This is a genomic window from Psychrobacter sp. 2Y5, assembly GCF_051847375.1.
In the GTDB taxonomy this organism is placed as follows: Bacteria; Pseudomonadota; Gammaproteobacteria; order Pseudomonadales; family Moraxellaceae; genus Psychrobacter.
This window is the reverse complement of sequence record NZ_JBPYDA010000003.1, coordinates 188,024-203,268: the sequence shown is the minus strand read 5'-3', so window position 1 is coordinate 203,268 and position 15,245 is coordinate 188,024. Positions and strand designations below refer to the sequence as shown.

At 44.6% G+C, this 15,245-nt stretch carries 16 protein-coding genes and 1 tRNA gene; 7 read left to right on the top strand and 10 right to left on the bottom strand.

The features are described from left to right. Positions 1–135: 135 nt before the first annotated feature. The gene (locus ACS8E3_RS04535) at positions 136–1,845 is read right to left on the bottom strand and encodes a SulP family inorganic anion transporter (protein ID WP_439241685.1); all 1,710 of its coding nucleotides are present in this window, start codon (positions 1,843–1,845) and stop codon (positions 136–138) included. Positions 1,846–1,932: 87 nt separating this feature from the next. After that, a complete protein-coding gene (locus ACS8E3_RS04530; protein WP_439241683.1) occupies positions 1,933–2,241 on the bottom strand; it encodes an ArsR/SmtB family transcription factor in 309 nt (102 codons plus the stop codon). Positions 2,242–2,606: 365 nt separating this feature from the next. Between ACS8E3_RS04530 and ACS8E3_RS04525 the strand changes: the two genes are divergently transcribed. The 3 genes from ACS8E3_RS04525 to trxC all read left to right on the top strand — a co-directional run bounded on the left by ACS8E3_RS04525 (position 2,607) and on the right by trxC (position 4,681). After that, the gene (locus ACS8E3_RS04525) at positions 2,607–3,476 is read left to right on the top strand and encodes an MBL fold metallo-hydrolase (RefSeq protein WP_439241681.1); all 870 of its coding nucleotides are present in this window, start codon (positions 2,607–2,609) and stop codon (positions 3,474–3,476) included. A 45-nt stretch (positions 3,477–3,521) separates the two neighbouring features. After that, positions 3,522–4,142 (top strand): class I SAM-dependent methyltransferase, encoded by a 621-nt coding sequence (locus ACS8E3_RS04520; protein WP_439241679.1) that lies wholly within the window; start codon positions 3,522–3,524, stop codon positions 4,140–4,142. 104 nt (positions 4,143–4,246) lie between these two features. Then, on the top strand, positions 4,247–4,681 hold the full coding sequence (gene trxC / locus ACS8E3_RS04515) for a thioredoxin TrxC (RefSeq protein ID WP_439241677.1): 435 nt from the start codon (positions 4,247–4,249) through the stop codon (positions 4,679–4,681). Between the two features lie 123 nt (positions 4,682–4,804). Here trxC and ACS8E3_RS04510 read toward each other — a convergent pair whose 3' ends face one another. The 4 genes from ACS8E3_RS04510 to ACS8E3_RS04495 form a co-directional block, all read right to left on the bottom strand. Then, the gene (locus tag ACS8E3_RS04510) at positions 4,805–5,206 is read right to left on the bottom strand and encodes a hypothetical protein (protein WP_439241675.1); all 402 of its coding nucleotides are present in this window, start codon (positions 5,204–5,206) and stop codon (positions 4,805–4,807) included. An 84-nt stretch (positions 5,207–5,290) separates the two neighbouring features. Further along, positions 5,291–5,650, bottom strand: coding sequence for a SirB2 family protein (locus ACS8E3_RS04505; RefSeq protein ID WP_439241673.1), 360 nt, complete (start codon positions 5,648–5,650; stop codon positions 5,291–5,293). A gap of 70 nt (positions 5,651–5,720) precedes the next feature. Continuing rightward, a complete protein-coding gene (locus ACS8E3_RS04500; protein WP_439241671.1) occupies positions 5,721–6,050 on the bottom strand; it encodes a BolA family protein in 330 nt (109 codons plus the stop codon). Between the two features lie 213 nt (positions 6,051–6,263). Further along, entirely contained in the window at positions 6,264–7,076 is an 813-nt protein-coding gene (locus ACS8E3_RS04495; RefSeq protein WP_439241669.1) for a M48 family metallopeptidase, read from the bottom strand. A gap of 420 nt (positions 7,077–7,496) precedes the next feature. Between ACS8E3_RS04495 and ACS8E3_RS04490 the strand changes: the two genes are divergently transcribed. Continuing rightward, positions 7,497–7,571, top strand: a tRNA-Gly gene (locus tag ACS8E3_RS04490). A gap of 124 nt (positions 7,572–7,695) precedes the next feature. Here ACS8E3_RS04490 and ACS8E3_RS04485 read toward each other — a convergent pair. Next, a complete protein-coding gene (locus tag ACS8E3_RS04485) occupies positions 7,696–9,231 on the bottom strand; it encodes a class I SAM-dependent methyltransferase (protein WP_439241667.1) in 1,536 nt (511 codons plus the stop codon). A 338-nt stretch (positions 9,232–9,569) separates the two neighbouring features. On the opposite strand from ACS8E3_RS04485, the gene ACS8E3_RS04480 reads away from it, so the two are divergent. Beyond that, complete coding sequence (locus ACS8E3_RS04480; RefSeq protein ID WP_439241665.1) at positions 9,570–10,361, top strand: glucose 1-dehydrogenase; 792 nt, start codon at positions 9,570–9,572, stop codon at positions 10,359–10,361. Positions 10,362–10,543: 182 nt separating this feature from the next. Here ACS8E3_RS04480 and ACS8E3_RS04475 read toward each other — a convergent pair whose 3' ends face one another. From ACS8E3_RS04475 to nadR, 3 genes are all read right to left on the bottom strand, one after another. After that, the gene (locus ACS8E3_RS04475; protein ID WP_439241663.1) at positions 10,544–11,011 is read right to left on the bottom strand and encodes an Mpo1 family 2-hydroxy fatty acid dioxygenase; all 468 of its coding nucleotides are present in this window, start codon (positions 11,009–11,011) and stop codon (positions 10,544–10,546) included. A gap of 219 nt (positions 11,012–11,230) precedes the next feature. Beyond that, positions 11,231–11,983 carry a nicotinamide riboside transporter PnuC gene (pnuC, locus tag ACS8E3_RS04470; RefSeq protein ID WP_439241661.1) on the bottom strand — a complete coding sequence of 251 codons (753 nt, stop codon included), beginning with the start codon at positions 11,981–11,983 and terminating at the stop codon, positions 11,231–11,233. A gap of 94 nt (positions 11,984–12,077) precedes the next feature. Beyond that, positions 12,078–13,124, bottom strand: coding sequence for a multifunctional transcriptional regulator/nicotinamide-nucleotide adenylyltransferase/ribosylnicotinamide kinase NadR (gene nadR / locus ACS8E3_RS04465; protein ID WP_439241659.1), 1,047 nt, complete (start codon positions 13,122–13,124; stop codon positions 12,078–12,080). A gap of 386 nt (positions 13,125–13,510) precedes the next feature. Between nadR and ACS8E3_RS04460 the strand changes: the two genes are divergently transcribed. Further along, positions 13,511–13,723 carry a PspC domain-containing protein gene (locus ACS8E3_RS04460; RefSeq protein ID WP_439241657.1) on the top strand — a complete coding sequence of 71 codons (213 nt, stop codon included), beginning with the start codon at positions 13,511–13,513 and terminating at the stop codon, positions 13,721–13,723. 452 nt (positions 13,724–14,175) lie between these two features. Beyond that, entirely contained in the window at positions 14,176–15,243 is a 1,068-nt protein-coding gene (gene glyQ / locus ACS8E3_RS04455) for a glycine--tRNA ligase subunit alpha (RefSeq protein WP_439241655.1), read from the top strand. Positions 15,244–15,245 lie beyond the last annotated feature (2 nt).

Genomic DNA, 15,245 nt, shown 5'->3' with positions numbered 1-15,245 from the left:
GTCGGTTATCTCAAGAAAGTTAAAAGGGTTTAAACGTGGTAAGTAACGGTTCATTGTAAAACGATATGCACTAGATACATAAGAGATAAGACTATAATAACAATAAAGTATCGTCATTACTAAAAAATTGAGTGGTTACAGATCTTTTAGAGCATTTACCGCCGCGTTGGTACTTAAAAACACTTGCCCTGATAGCTCCGTGATCAGCGGCGTATGCTCAATCTTATCCATCACCGGGCCTTTGATAAAGCTAAAATGCAAATGCTTACCATCGGCGGCAAGCTCTCTATTTAAGGTAATCAGCATCTCTTGCGCGGTGAGATCAATGTGATTGACCGCTGACATAATCAGGATGATCTCATGAGCGTCGCTATAGTCTTTGGTCGCTTGCAGAATGCGGCGATGAATAGAGTCAGTATTACCAAAGAACAAACTCTCATCGATACGTATCATTAACAGATGCTCATAAGTGACTACGCTATGGCGATGGATATTGCGGAAGTGCCCGGTCTCTGCCAGTTGACCGACAATAGCCACGTGTGGATGACTCGATTGCCAAATCAGGCTAGCAAAAGACACCATTAGACCGATGACTAGACCAGTATTGAGACCAAATATCAATACCCCTGCAAACGCAGCGATAAAGCTAGCGGCATCCAAGCGATCGCGCTGCCAAGCCGACTTCAAAGTTGCGATATCTATTAAACCGATGATAGAGGCCATGATGATTGCGCCAAGAATCGCGTAGGGTAGGGGCGCAAGTATATGACCAAAGAATATCAAAGCCGCGACCATGACTGCTACTGTGACGAAGCTTGCCAACTGCGTCTTAGCCCCTGAGTCGGCATTAATCGCCGTACGCGAAAAACCGCCAGCTACCGCAAAGCTCTGGAATAGACCGCCTGCAATATTCGCCAGTCCCAAGCCGGTCAGCTCGCGATTGGCATCGAAGCTCTCATCGCGCAGTCGGGCATAGGTACTAGCGACTGAACTACTAGAGACGAACACAATCAGCGCCATTAGTCCTGCGGTGGGTAGCAGGTTTGCCGCTTCGCGTAAGTCTGGCAGATGCGGTAGCGTCAAGCTGGGCAAGCCTTGTGGAATGCTACCGATAGTGGCGACGTTATGAGCGGACCAGTGGCTGACCACGCTGAGTAAAATAGCGATCATTAATAAAATAAGCGGAAACAGGCGCTCAGCCCACTTGGCATAAGCCGCCGATAGCCAAGAGCGCCAAAGCCATTTGCCGCCATAACGATTGGCGATTAGTAATAAAAAAGAGACGATACCGATAGCCAAGGTCAGCGGGTGCAGCTGCTGCGCGAACTGCTGTAAGCTGGACAAGTAACCTATCAAGCTATTACCAGTGACTGGGATAGCGGTGAGGTATTTGAGCTGACTGACAAAGATAAGTACGGCCGCGCCGCTGATGAAGCCTGCGGAGACCCCGCGACTGATAAACTGCATAATCCAGCCAAGCTTTAGCCCGCCTGCAAGCCATAATAACGCGCCTACCATTAGGGCAAGCAGGCTTGCCATCAGTACATATTGCTCAGCTCCTTGATCGCCATAAGTGCTCAAAGCACTAGCGGTCATAATCGCAGTGATCGCCACGGGGCCGACCGCTTGTACATTGCTCGAGCCGATCCACGCATAGACGATAACGGGCACAATAGCCGCGTACAAACCGTAAACAGGTGGTAGTCCTGCAAGCACCGCATAACCTAAGCTTTGCGGTATCACTAAGATACCGACTACTAGCCCAGCAATCACATCAGCAGGCAGAGCCGCCAACTGGTAGTGACGCAGCCAAGCCGGTATCAGACGAGTGGCAATAGAGGACATATCAGTACGTCTATCCTAATACAGTTTTGCTTGTTCAGTGGCAAATGAGAGCTATAAAGAGCTTAGAATTCATCAAGACTCTTAAAGCTATTTGACACAAAAGCGCTGATATAGCAGCTGCAACACTGCCAAGGCATCGTCGCTGGCGATGCTATAGTAAATCTGCTTACCTTCGCGGCGCGTCGCTACTAGCTCGTCTTTACGCAAGATGCCGAGCTGCTGCGATAGGCTCGGTTGACCGACACCGACTAAAGTCTCAAGCTCGCTTACGCAGTACTCGCCTTGGGTTAATTGACAAAGTAATAATAAGCGATCAGGATGCGATAGTGACTTGAGCAACTGGCTGGCTTGCTGTGAGGACTGTTGCATTTGCTTGGCTAAGTCAATAGCTGCCAAATCCTGCGTGGTGTCATCCCCTGTATGGGTCGATGACCTCTTATCTAAGGTAGAAGTAGTCAGAGTAATCTCCTTGGAATATCACGGTTATCTTATTGATATAAATTTTGGCCCTATTACTAGGGCACGCCCTAATAGTGGCTGGCAGTATTTGGCAATGACTAACCGCCTTCAAAGATTAATTATCAGTATTCTAACATTCAATAAGCTAAGACGCTTTATAATAAACTATATTATCATAAATTACATTATATAAATTTATAAATAGTAGTATAGATGTTATATTAGTGCTATAGAGTTAAGCGTTATAAAAACAATAAATTCTAAGCTTAGAATAACTGAATCATCAATAAAACGAGGTAAGCATGCAAGTACATTCTTTTTTACATCAGGATACCGAAACTTATACTCATATCTTAGCAGATAGCGATCAGCAGCTATGTGCGATTATCGACCCGGTATTGGACTTCGATGCCAAGTCGGGTAGGACGAGCACAGACAGTATCGATGAGGTGCTTGAGTTTGTGCGCGATAAGAGCTGGCAGCTGGTTTATATTATCGAAACTCATGCTCATGCCGATCATTTATCCGCAGCCATCCATGTCAAAGACGAGCTTGGCGGCCAGTTGGTCATCGGCAAATATATTACTGAAGTACAAAAGATATTTAAGCAAGTTTATAACTTCGATACCAGTTTTCGCACTGATGCCAGCCAATTCGATATCTTGACCGATGAAGATAGTGTTTTACAGTTGGGTGGTATCGAAATAAGCGTTCTACATGTACCAGGGCATACACCTGCAGATATGGCTTATGTGGCTACTGATAATGAAAAGAGCGTCGTGTTTGTCGGCGATACCATCTTTGCCCCAGACGTAGGCACGGCTCGTTGTGATTTCCCAGGCGGCGATGCCAAGACGCTCTACCGATCTATCCAAAAGCTCTTGTCTCTACCAGAAGATACGTTGATTTATCTGTGTCATGACTATCCTAGTCAAGGCCGCAAGCATTGCCCTAGTACCACCGTTGCTGCGCAAAAGCTAGGCAATATCCATGTCAAAGACGGGATCAATGAAGCGGAGTTTGTACAGATGCGTGAGCGCCGCGATGCGACCCTTGCCATGCCAAGACTGATTATTCCCTCAGTACAGGTCAATATTGATGCAGGGCAGTTGCCAAAGCCTGAGGCCAATGGCATTCGTTATCTAAAAGTGCCTATTAATGCGCTAGGCTAATCGCTAAAATGACAACTTGCCAAAGCTAAATTGAGGAAGAACGCCATGAATATCTATCAGCAATATGTACTACCGAAGATGATCGATATGGCGTGCGGTACCGGACAAGTGATGAAAGCACGTGCCAAAATTGTGCCGCAAGCGACAGGGGAGGTGCTAGAGATCGGCATAGGTAGCGGTCTTAATTTAGAGTTTTATGATGCCAGTCAAGTCAGCTCTATCATCGGTATTGACCCTGCCGCGCAAATGCAGGCATTAGCTTATAAACGTGCCGCGCAAATTGCTATTCCGATTGAGATCATCGCCGCTGATATATATGAGATTGATGCAGAAAGTGCGCGTTTCGATACCATCGTGATGACCTTTACGCTATGTAGCATTGATGATTCGATACCGGCGTTAATAGAGATGGCAAGGGTACTCAAGCCTGAGGGGCGGCTACTGTTTTGTGAGCATGGTCTCGCACCAGAGGCGAGCGTAGAGCGTTGGCAGCGCCGTCTGACACCGCTATGGAAACCTATGGCGGGCGGCTGTCATTTAGACCGTGACATTGCTGCGCTGATTAAAACGGGTGGTTTTAGTATCGAGGAGTTGAGCGAAGAATACTTACCTGGGCCAAAACCTATGAGCTACGTTTATAGCGGCTCGGCTAAGAAAAAGCTATAGAAGATACTGCTTAAACAACTTAGAATAATAAATTGAGCTAAGTTTTTGCATTGGTAATATAAACAAATCAATGAAAACATAATAAATAAAGAAGGACTAATTTTATGAGTACCGATAGTTTGCATATCATCTGTCCCAACTGCCAAGCGACCAATCGTCTGCCAAGCGATCGTCTCAGTGCCGCGCCTAACTGCGGCAAATGTGGACAGTCTTTATTGACAGCAAGTCCGCAAGAGCTGACGGCGCAAACCGTAGCTAAGACGATTCAAAAGAACGATGTGCTTACTATCGTAGACTTTTGGGCGAGCTGGTGTCAGCCGTGCTTGATGATGGCGCCGCAATTCAAAGAGGCGGCCAGTCAGCTGCCGCAAGTGGTGTTTGCCAAACTGCAAACCGATAAATACGAGCAAGCGGCCGCGCCTTATAATATTCGTAGTCTACCGACGATGGTGGCTTTCCGAGGGGGTAAAGAGGTCGCTCGGCAATCAGGAGCGCTGCCTAGGGATCAAATCGTGCAGTGGGTGAAAAGCTTGCAGTAATAAGGTTCATAATTAGATGAATAACAATAAAAAAGCCAATACGTTGATAGCGTATTGGCTTTTTAGCTTTAAAGCTCATTATGGAAGTAAAGCAGCTTTAGGGTTTTTTAATAAGTACTAGTACTACTCACCATAGATCTTAATACCATTCGCGAAGCTACAGCGTTTTATACGCGCGGTTTGAATGATAGCGTCCGCTTCGCCGTATAGACGCGATAGCTTGGCATCACGCGCTTTATTATCGTTACTTCTACCAACGCCAAAGCTGATATTAGGTGAGATACCCCAGCGTCCTGCAGAGACGCCAACGCCTACTCCTGAGGCAGATAAAGTCGACTGCTGCTTTTGCGTAGCGTTAACGTAGCGCTCAACGCGATTGTACTCTTGGCTCAGCGCTTGACAGTCGTAGCTTTGATAAGTGCTTGGCGGTACATATTGCGGGGTTAGGTTGCCACTGGTTGCACAGCCTGAAAGAGCAAAGATGCCAGCGGTTGCAAGTATAGCCGTTGCGGTAAAGGTTTTCATAAAAACTCCGTTGAACCAGTAGGAGGTATTTAAGATAGCAAATATAAAGCGTCTATGATATTAAAAATAGCGCACTCACTGATATTAAAACAAATTACTGGGTTTTGCGTAAGCTAAGATAACAATACCTATATAAGCGACACCGGCGATAAGAATACCGATTTTACTTTGACTTGGTGCAGCATTGACGTTGAAAGCTTTGACGCTAGCGCTGATCGCCGCGACTAACAATATAATTTTGGCAAATACCCACTGTACAGGCGCGTTAACACTCATCAGCTGTATCAGCATCCAAGCACCTGAGAGTATCACTAAGGCATATAAAATATGGTTGGCAATCTTCACCGGACGCGGGGCGCGACGATTAGCGCTTAACACCAAAAAGCTCTGGTAGATAAATAGCCCGATTAGTATAAATACCAGTAGCGTATGCAGATGTTTCATTTAATCCTATTCCTTGTAGAGTAACGCTCAGCACTAGTCAGTCTAAGCTCATTTATCACAGTGATAGCGTCTATTTATTTTGTCCTGCACACAGGGGACTCTCAGGGCTTTGGGTTTGCTGTTGCCACTCAGTAGGAGTATAAGCGTGAATCGCTAGCGCATGCACAGTGCCGCCTTGAGAGGTCAGTAGCGGATCTACTAGCTGATAGACCAGCTGATGACGCGCCACTAAACGCTTAGCTGTAAAGGCCTCACTAACTACCGTTAGCTTGAAGTGGCTTTCTTTACCCTCAAAGTAGCCGGCGTGATTCATAGATTCATTGATCAAGTCCAGATATTGCGGCTGTAAATCCTGCAAAACTTCTTTAAGCTCGATAGCAGTAGGTCCGGTAGTGGTCATAACAGTCCTTCAACAGTCAGTAATGTATAGACTTGATAAGTGGATAACAAAAAACAGAGAAAGCTATTATAACAGAGCCAAGCTAGCAAGTGCTAAACGCTGTCGTTGTCAGAGCCTTAGGATGCTTATCTTTATCACAAAAAACATTCGCCATAAAAAACAGGGCATGAATATATATCCAAACCCTGTTATTGAGGCTATTAATATTAGTAATTAGCGGCGCGCTTTTTGATACAGTGGCATCACTTTAGGCATTAACGCTTGCATCTGCGAGATTCGTGTACCACTAGTCGGGTGAGTGCTTAAGAACTGAGGTGGCTCGCCTTGGCTAGCGCGTTGCATCTTCTGCCATAGCGTAATAGCGGCTTGCGGGTTGTAGCCGGCACGTGCCATTAGCTCAAGCCCAATCTGATCCGCCTCAGACTCTTGGGTGCGGCTATGCGGACGGCTCAAACCTAGATCACCTGCGAGACCAGCTAGCTGTGCTTGACCTTGCGAAAGACCGAAGACACTGGCAGCAAGTCCGATACCTGTCTGCGTGGCATATTCCCGCGAGATACGTTCGCGCGAGTGCTCACGCAGCGCGTGCGATATCTCATGCCCCATAATGGCAGCAATCTCATCATCGGTTAAGTTGAGACGATCGATAATGCCAGAATAGAATAGGATTTTCCCACCTGGTAACACTGAAGCATTGAGCTGTTCTGACTTAATAGTATGAACCTCCCAGTTCCACTGAGCAGCGTCAGGACGATAAACACTCACTTGACCTACTAAACGATTGGCAATTCTTTTTAGACGTTGAAGTTGCGCTGGATTGGTATCCAAAACTCTCTCTTGACGCGCTTTTTGCAGCACTTGATTATAGCTTTTAGCAGAAAGTTGCAGAACCTCTTCATCAGATACTAATAACAACTGCTGACGATCGACGCCAACAGCGCCTGTACTAGTGGTACTCGTGCAACCGACAAGCCCAAGTGTTGATAATGAAACCGCCATCAGTGACGTAGTAAGCAATTTTTTCATGGTAAACATCCTCGCTGTTAATAATTAATACTAATGATTAAAATCAAAATAAAACAAATATAAAGCCAAGCATATCTAGTCTAAGATATGCAATAGTATAATAAGCCTACCGTAACAAGACCAGTGCAGTAAAAGTAACATTACTACGTGCAAATGTAAGTAAATCTCTAGCGTAAGCAATGTTTGACAGCAGAGCTTAAATTTATAAATTAAATCAAAGCCAAATCTCAATAGTACATGGTTCAATAAAAGCCAAATTATCAAATAGATAAACGAATACCTGATAGTTTTGCAGCGGCGAAAGCTATTAAATTGAGAAAAATTCAAAAAAATATATTGACACCGGCAGAATAGTTGCTAAAATAGCCAACCTATCGAGACGTAGTAATTAATATAAATTAATGATACGCTTTGATCTATGCGGGATTAGCTCAGTGGTAGAGCATAACCTTGCCAAGGTTGGGGTCGAGAGTTCGAATCTCTTATCCCGCTCCAAATATGGCTACTGTATCTTATAGATATTATCTATAAGATACATAGCAAAAACCCTCACTATTATATCGATAGTGAGGGTTTTTTTTGTCTGCATTTTTTGAGCGTTAATCATTGAGGTTGAGCATTAAGTAACGATTTGCAAGCGCTTAGCGAGGGGTAGCGTGTTTTTTTCAAAGTCCTCAACCATACGATTTAACTCCGCAATATTATCTTTTTCTTCTCTTAGAGTGTTACCGTCTTTGAGCAGCAGTTGGCCGTTTTTTTTCAGCGCTTGCCAAGCATAATCAACCCATTGTTCCCGCGTGTTTTTACCTCGAGTGTAAGCGTGCAAGAATATCAAAGGGAAGCGGCTATAAGTCAGCGCACTACCAGTCAATGGACTTACTAAGGCGTTGAGCTCGGGACTCACTAGACTTTGCTGCATGACATAGGCATTAAGCTTATTGCAGCGCTCTCGCACCTTGTCGATGGTATCGTCATCTTGTAGCAACACGATAGCGCCTTGGCTGTATAAAATCGCCAAAGACTCAAACAGCCAACTTTGCTGAAAGTCATCTGGCAGTTGCTGCTGTAGCGACGCTACTTGGTGAATTTGATAGTCACTAAGTAAGGTGATGATCTGTTTATAAATATCCTCACGTAGGCTGATATTACCAGCCGCGCCATTCACTTCATATTTGATATCTTCGGCGCTACTGATCATCATAAAGCGTAATTGGTGCCACGTTTGTTCTAATTTGGCCGTAGACACTTTACGCGCGCCTTTTACCCAATAATCGCGCCGAAACTGCTTATTGTGCATATAGTCTTTGACGCTTTGGGCGAACATAGGGTCGTCTAAGCTTTCTATAAAGTTGAGCTGCTCGCTGTTATAGCTACTAGGCTTATAGTCTTCCAAAAAATTGGCAGAACAAGCAAAGCTAGTCTTAGTCGGAGACAACCAATCTGCCATCTCAGAAAAATACATCGGCTGCCAATCGCGGTTGAAGTACTCATGAGCTAAATAATTGGGGTTTTGCTGGCTGATATCGTCTAAGCGCTTGGGTATAGAAGGCACTTGTTGAACGAGCGGCTGACAAAGCGTCAATAGCTCTTGGGTGAACTTAATGGAAGCTTCGACACGTTTTCCCATTCCTTGTCCGCGGCTACCATGCATATGATCGTGCTCGGTGAGCATATGACGTATAGGAGAAGCGGCTGACCAACCTGGCAAAGTGTTATAGCTGATATAGAGGACGCCGCCAACCTTTAATTTGCGGCGAATAAAATCAGCGATAACTTCGCGGTTCTCGTTAGAGACCCAGGACCAGATCCCATGCAGGCCAATAAAATCAAAATCGGGCAAATCCTCACGGTTGCAGAATTCGCTAAAAGACTGATCAAACAGATGCGCGTTGCTTGTTGAGATATTAGAGAGCTCTTTGGCAAAGCTGGCTTGTGAGGGATTGAAGTCGGTGCCATACCATTCGACGTCTGAGGCTGCGGCATGAGCATTAATAGACATACCTTGACCAAAACCTAGCTCGCAAGCAGTCGTGAACTTAGGTGCATCTAGTCCCGCCATTAGAAAGGGGATTTTGACACTATTAGGGTTGAGCTCTGAATAATAGCCATAAGTATAGTTGATATCGCTGATATAGCCTTCTGACCAGTTTGCCATTTTACATCCTTGTTTCATCGGTGAGTTTATGGAACGCTTGAAAATCTCATGCTAGAGCGTGTTGAACGCGCCCTAATTATCATACTGCCACAAATACTAGGGTACAAATCTAATATATCGCGTTTGCAGCATACTAAAAGGCTGCGCTGTGACGTAATAAGGTTACAAAAAGTCAGTCAACTTGCCATATCTACTTGAGGTTAGCACAGCATAATGAATTGTGTAATCTTTAAGCGATACTTAAAGTATAAGTTTTAGACTAATAAAATTAAGATAATCGTCACTGCAAGTTTACCCAAGCCTAATAACAAATCATAATTAAAATAGGAGCATTTTTTATGCCAGAATTTAAAGATAAAACGTTTAACGAGCTATTTGACCTATCAGGCAAGATCGCTATCGTCACCGGCGGCGCTAACGGTATCGGTAAAGCAAGCGCCCTACGACTGGCGCAAGCGGGCGCTAACATTGTCATCGCTGATCTAAAAATAGACGATGCCAAAGCCGCTGCCCAAGAGATTGAAGGCTTTGGCGTTAAAGCCCTAGCGATCGAGTGTAATATCTTAAAAGATGATGACCTAAAAGCCATGGTAGAGCAAGCGGTCAGTGAGTTTGGCACGGTCAATATCTTGATTAATAACGCGGGCGGCGGTGGTGGCGGTAAAGAAAATCCATTTAAGATTTCGGTAGATGACTTTCGCCGCGATTTTGAGCTAAATGTCTTTAGTGGCTGGCGCTTATGTCAGTTATGCGTGCCGCATATGAAAAAATCAGGCTATGGCTCTATTGTCATTACCACATCAATGTCGAGTGTCAATAAAGATCCTAATATGAGTGGTTATGCTGCCTCCAAAGCAGCGGTCAACCATATGGTTGCGAACTTAGCACATGACTTCGGCCCTGAGGTGCGTATTAATGCGGTCGGGCCAGGAGCCACGCGTACCGATGCGCTAAAATCAGTGCTGACGCCCGAAATTGAAGAAAAAATGCTCTCACATACGCCAATTAAGCGCTTAGGTGAAGCGGACGATATCGCAGGCGCTATGCTCTATTTTGCTGCGCCAATCTCAGAGTGGGTCAGCGGTCAGACCTTGTTTGTCAATGGCGGCGGCGTGCAGACTCTGAGTTAAATAAATGACACTTTATCAGCTCCTATATTTAAAACTACAGTAGCTGATGTTAAGGCAAATAAAAGCGCGATCTTGCTAGCAAGATCGCGCTTTTTTGCTTATTTAGCCGTAATAAAATCTTTGCAAAGATGAGACGCTGGGCTAAAGCAAAAGCCGTAGCTTTGTATCTAAGATAGAACGCTCTAAGCCGTTTGCTTATTCTTACCACCCATTAAGCTATTGACCACCCAAGCTGGGCCAATTAATAAGAACTGTAAGTCTTCAAAGAAAGAGGGCTTTTTACCTTCGATCTTATGACCGACAAACTGGCCGATCCAAGCGACCACGAAGATGCTGGCCCAAACCTTAAAGCCGATAGGTAGCGCTGCCATCACTGATAAGCAAATCAGGATAAACATGCCCATCGCTAAAAATAATGGCGTTGACAGCTGCATATAAAACAGCAGTACTAAAGCGCTTAGTACTAAGGTAATCCAAACCGATAGCGACATACCCATGCCTAAGATACTAACAAAAATAGTCGGTACTGCCATCCAGTGGATCTTCTTATTGATTAAGTTTTGATGGCTGACTGCATATTCGCTAAGCCATTGCTCAAGCGAGCGTTTTGACATTTTTTGCTGCTTATGAGATTTAGAGTTAAGAGACATACTAACCTCCTTGTTGTTGTCTATAAAATACCGTTGGTTTATGAGGTAAAACGATAACCATACCCTTAGTTTTAGCATTATTTAGCGCGCGCTACCACTTTATCGAGTAAACCCTAGCGTCATAAGGAGATGCTTTAAGCGTTATCATCTCAAAACTATCGCAAAGTGATGCACCACTTTCTAGCTCCAACAAGCTTTAGTTTTGGATTTAAGTTGATCCTATTTACGTTGTACTTTCACTAAGTCTTGCTCGCTGCGATACCATTCATAAAGCCCGACAAAGGAGTTGACTTGATAGACCATGGTTTGAATCGCAAAGATGTAATTGCCCGTCATGAGATTCACCGTGAGCCATACGAAGTTGGAGATAATCCATAACCACCAGTTAAAGGAGTAGCGCAAAATCATCGCTGCTTGCGCGGTGATAGAAAGAATAAAGGCGATAACGTTAATCCAGAAAAAAGAGATCACGCCCAAAAATAAACTACTATCGTTTTCGACAACTGCATAACCGTAGCTTGCCAGTAGCCTGTTGACAGTAGGGAAGAGCGCTAGGCCAATGACCATAAAGGTAATGGTAATGAGCCAGACCCACTTGTTCGCTGATTTGGGTATCATGTTGCCGTCAGCGTCGGTATTCTTTGACCAATAAAATAGGCCATAAAGGTGAGTGAAAAAGTTAAACAAAGGCGCTAGCATCAGCCCGACTGAACCTGCTGTGCCTTGTACCACCACTTCACCGGCGGTTGCCGCCATACCAAAACCATTACCGGCGACGTTTTTGCGAAACGATAAAGACACCACGCAGATCAGACCAATAAAAGAGACGCCCAAATAAAACCAATCTAGAGTGCTATGCTCAGTGGTGAGCCAAAACCCTGTACTTAGCGCTATGACCCCTGAGATAAACCAGATAATAATCCATTGTAGCGACCACTTGCCAGTGATGTCGTCTAGTAACTGAATGCGCATAGGGTAGTTATCCTTTAAGTCTTGCGTTTATTGGAGTTGTGGGGTTATCGATGTCTAAGCGTTATGCATGATACTTGCTGCTATTTTATTTATTCTAAAATGTTTTGCCGTAGATATGCTTATCGATAAACTCAACGGCCTGTCGATAACGCGTGTCATAATCTGGCGCGTCGATAAGGTGCGGCTCGATATTATGTCGAGCAAAAATATCTAAAAGACGCTGCTCGAAGCGACCGCGAGCCTCTGCGCTACCGAGCGTGCGCATACCGTCATCGACCCAAGGCGTATTATTATCGAGCATCACCGTATAGTCTAAACGAAACTCGTTAATACAAGCGCCAACGAAAGGGTGAGTACGGCCTTCATACTCTTCACAAAAAGCTTGGGTAGTCACAAAGTCAGTATCGACGATAGTCACAGGTGCGGACGCATTGATCTTAGCTTGGCGGATAGCCTCAGCATGATCGAGCGCGATAGGGCCATAATCGCTATATTGCAGGCCGATCTCACTACCGCCCAAATCGGTGCCGACATAAATTCTACCCATCTCTAAAGCAAAGCTAGCGCCGTAATAGTTAGCAAGCTTATGTACCAAAGTGGTCTTGCCTGAGCTCTCGCCGCCGACGATAGCGACAGTCTTGGTATAGTTGGCGCGCGCCTCTGGATGAATCGCGGCCCAATGCGCGATAGGGTTACTTGCGATGGTATGAGAGTCAAACTCTGGCTGTAGCGGTGTAGTTAATATGGGCATGTTGAGCTGGGATTTGACCTCGCTTTGCGCTATAGGGTGATTATCCGCGACGAATAACGCGGTATCGCTAGCAAGCTCTAACTCATTGACGATATGGGTGAGCTTGGCATTAGTTGTGGCTATATCGATAGCAACATCGGCAAAGCTATCATGAATAGGCAGCGCAATCTCTTGGCTAATATGCAGGTGAATAAAGGGCAAGTCAGCACAAGCTATCTGTAGCCAGCGTGCTTTATCTTTTAAGGTGATATCGAAATCTGGATGCGGCTCAGGATACTTTGTGATGACAATATGCAGACTTTTTGCTTGCCCCGCTGCAGCCAAGATACTGCGCATCTGACCTAAATGTAGCGGCTGAAAATGCCCAATCATTAAACCCGTATCAATCATAATCTCTCCTGCATGACTCCGTTATGCAAACGGTGCTGTTTGTGCGTTAAATTAATAGCATGGTATAAAGCTTTGGACGTAGATACAGGTGAGTTATTGTAAAAGTTTAAAAAAACAACAGCGGGAGGAGGCAAGTCATTGAAATCAATAATGATTGTCAGGGGTAAGGGTCTTAGTAAACTGAGCGAAAAGAACCAGTAACATCGCTTCCCTTGAAACATTTTGAAATAACTATTTAAAATCAGGCAGTTACCACACTTTACGACAGGTTACGGCAACTTTGATTATCATAAAGTCACAAAGCACGCTTAAAGCATCAACAGATAAAGAGTAAATACTTGTTATACTTATTTATAAGTTAAATCGCTCGAGAAGGAGTACAAACTTTGAGTAAGTTAGTTAAGTTACACCGCTCGCAAAATAATAAAATGATCGCTGGAGTTATGGGTGGTATCGCTCAGTATTTAGGATGGTCACCAACTTGGGTAAGAGTATTATTTGTTATTATCTCTTCACTAAGTGCTGCAGTCCCAGGGATTTTGATTTACATCATATTGTGGATCGTTATGCCAAAAGCAAATAGCCAGTCCTACCAGTAGTCAGCGGTGATAAATGAAGTATTAAATTTAAAATAATTTGTAAAGCTTAAATACATAATAATAAAAACAGTTTCTAGAAATAGTAGCTTATAAAAAACAAAAAGCCTGACGCAACAGGATACCGGTATCACACTTTTCCTCCTGCCCAAATGTTTACGCATTTGGGTATTTTTTTTGTTTTGTAGCGTCTGCTGAGGTATGAGCTTATTCTTTTTGGTCAAATATAGACAGCTTTGGCTCTGCATGCGCTAAATCTAGTCAGTATAAATATCTTTGTAAATATAGTTACTATAAATCAAATACTATAAATATAGTTACTGTATATATGGATAAAATGGCCATTTTTTAGTAAGGTAAGCAAGTTAATAGAGACGTAGCCCAACAAGCTAGCAGAGCTTAACTATTTTTAGTTAAGCTCGCTCTAATCCTACTTATTTCATAGTGATTTTTTTATGACCTCCCAAGATAGTACTTCTAATAATGAAAATTCCCCTAAAGACTCTAAACCTTTGAGCTTTCAAGATTTGATCTTAACCCTACAAAACTATTGGGCATCTAAAGGCTGCGTGGTATTGCAGCCTTATGATATGGAAGTCGGAGCAGGGACGTTTCATACCGCGACTTTTTTGCGCTCGTTAGGGCCTGAGCGCTGGAACGCCGCGTACGTACAGCCTTCACGTCGTCCAACCGATGGACGCTATGGCGATAACCCAAACCGTTTGCAGCATTATTATCAGTTTCAAGTGGTGCTCAAGCCCAATCCGCCCAATATCCAAGAGCTGTATTTGGACTCATTAAAGGCCATCGGTATCGATCCTTTAGTACACGATATTCGCTTTGTTGAAGATAACTGGGAGTCGCCTACTCTTGGTGCGTGGGGTTTAGGTTGGGAGATTTGGCTCAACGGTATGGAAGTCACTCAGTTTACCTACTTCCAGCAAGTTGGCGGTATCGAGTGCTTCCCAGTCACCGGCGAGATTACCTACGGGCTTGAGCGCCTAGCGATGTATGTGCAAGGCGTCGATAGCGTCTATGATTTGGTTTGGGCAGATGGTGAGTTTGGTCGCGTGACTTATGGCGATGTGTTTCATCAAAATGAGGTGGAGCAGTCGACTTATAACTTTGAGCATGCTGATGTGCCGAAGATGGGCGAGCTGTTTGATTTTTATGAAGCGCAAGCGGACAAACTGGTGGCTGCAGGCTTGCCATTGCCTGCTTATGAGATGGTGCTAAAAGCTTCGCATGCTTTTAACTTACTCGATGCACGCGGCGCGATTTCGGTCACTGAGCGTCAGCGCTTTATTTTGCGCGTACGTACGCTAGCGCGCAAGGTCGCTTTTGGTTATGTCGAAGCACGCGCTAAGTTAGGTTTCCCATTAGCAGACGCGGAGCACCGTCAAGCCGCTATTGATAAGTATTTGCCAAAAGAAGACATGGCAGTGGCTACTGAAAACTCTGCTGAAAATCAGCCTACCAGTACTAATAACAATGACAGTACTAATACTGACGCTAATAAATAGGA

Bases quoted from the DNA above. Each gene is read 5' to 3' on its own strand.
- ACS8E3_RS04525 (WP_439241681.1), top strand. From the start codon at position 2,607: ATGCAAGTACATTCTTTTTTACATCAGGATACCGAAACTTATACTCAT.
- ACS8E3_RS04535 (WP_439241685.1), bottom strand. From the start codon at position 1,845: ATGTCCTCTATTGCCACTCGTCTGATACCGGCTTGGCTGCGTCACTAC.
- nadR (WP_439241659.1), bottom strand. From the start codon at position 13,124: ATGATTGATACGGGTTTAATGATTGGGCATTTTCAGCCGCTACATTTA.
- ACS8E3_RS04480 (WP_439241665.1), top strand. From the start codon at position 9,570: ATGCCAGAATTTAAAGATAAAACGTTTAACGAGCTATTTGACCTATCA.
- ACS8E3_RS04505 (WP_439241673.1), bottom strand. From the start codon at position 5,650: ATGAAACATCTGCATACGCTACTGGTATTTATACTAATCGGGCTATTT.
- ACS8E3_RS04485 (WP_439241667.1), bottom strand. From the start codon at position 9,231: ATGGCAAACTGGTCAGAAGGCTATATCAGCGATATCAACTATACTTAT.
- ACS8E3_RS04520 (WP_439241679.1), top strand. From the start codon at position 3,522: ATGAATATCTATCAGCAATATGTACTACCGAAGATGATCGATATGGCG.
- trxC (WP_439241677.1), top strand. From the start codon at position 4,247: ATGAGTACCGATAGTTTGCATATCATCTGTCCCAACTGCCAAGCGACC.
- ACS8E3_RS04495 (WP_439241669.1), bottom strand. From the start codon at position 7,076: ATGAAAAAATTGCTTACTACGTCACTGATGGCGGTTTCATTATCAACA.
- ACS8E3_RS04500 (WP_439241671.1), bottom strand. From the start codon at position 6,050: ATGACCACTACCGGACCTACTGCTATCGAGCTTAAAGAAGTTTTGCAG.
- glyQ (WP_439241655.1), top strand. From the start codon at position 14,176: ATGACCTCCCAAGATAGTACTTCTAATAATGAAAATTCCCCTAAAGAC.
- ACS8E3_RS04475 (WP_439241663.1), bottom strand. From the start codon at position 11,011: ATGTCTCTTAACTCTAAATCTCATAAGCAGCAAAAAATGTCAAAACGC.
- ACS8E3_RS04510 (WP_439241675.1), bottom strand. From the start codon at position 5,206: ATGAAAACCTTTACCGCAACGGCTATACTTGCAACCGCTGGCATCTTT.
- pnuC (WP_439241661.1), bottom strand. From the start codon at position 11,983: ATGCGCATTCAGTTACTAGACGACATCACTGGCAAGTGGTCGCTACAA.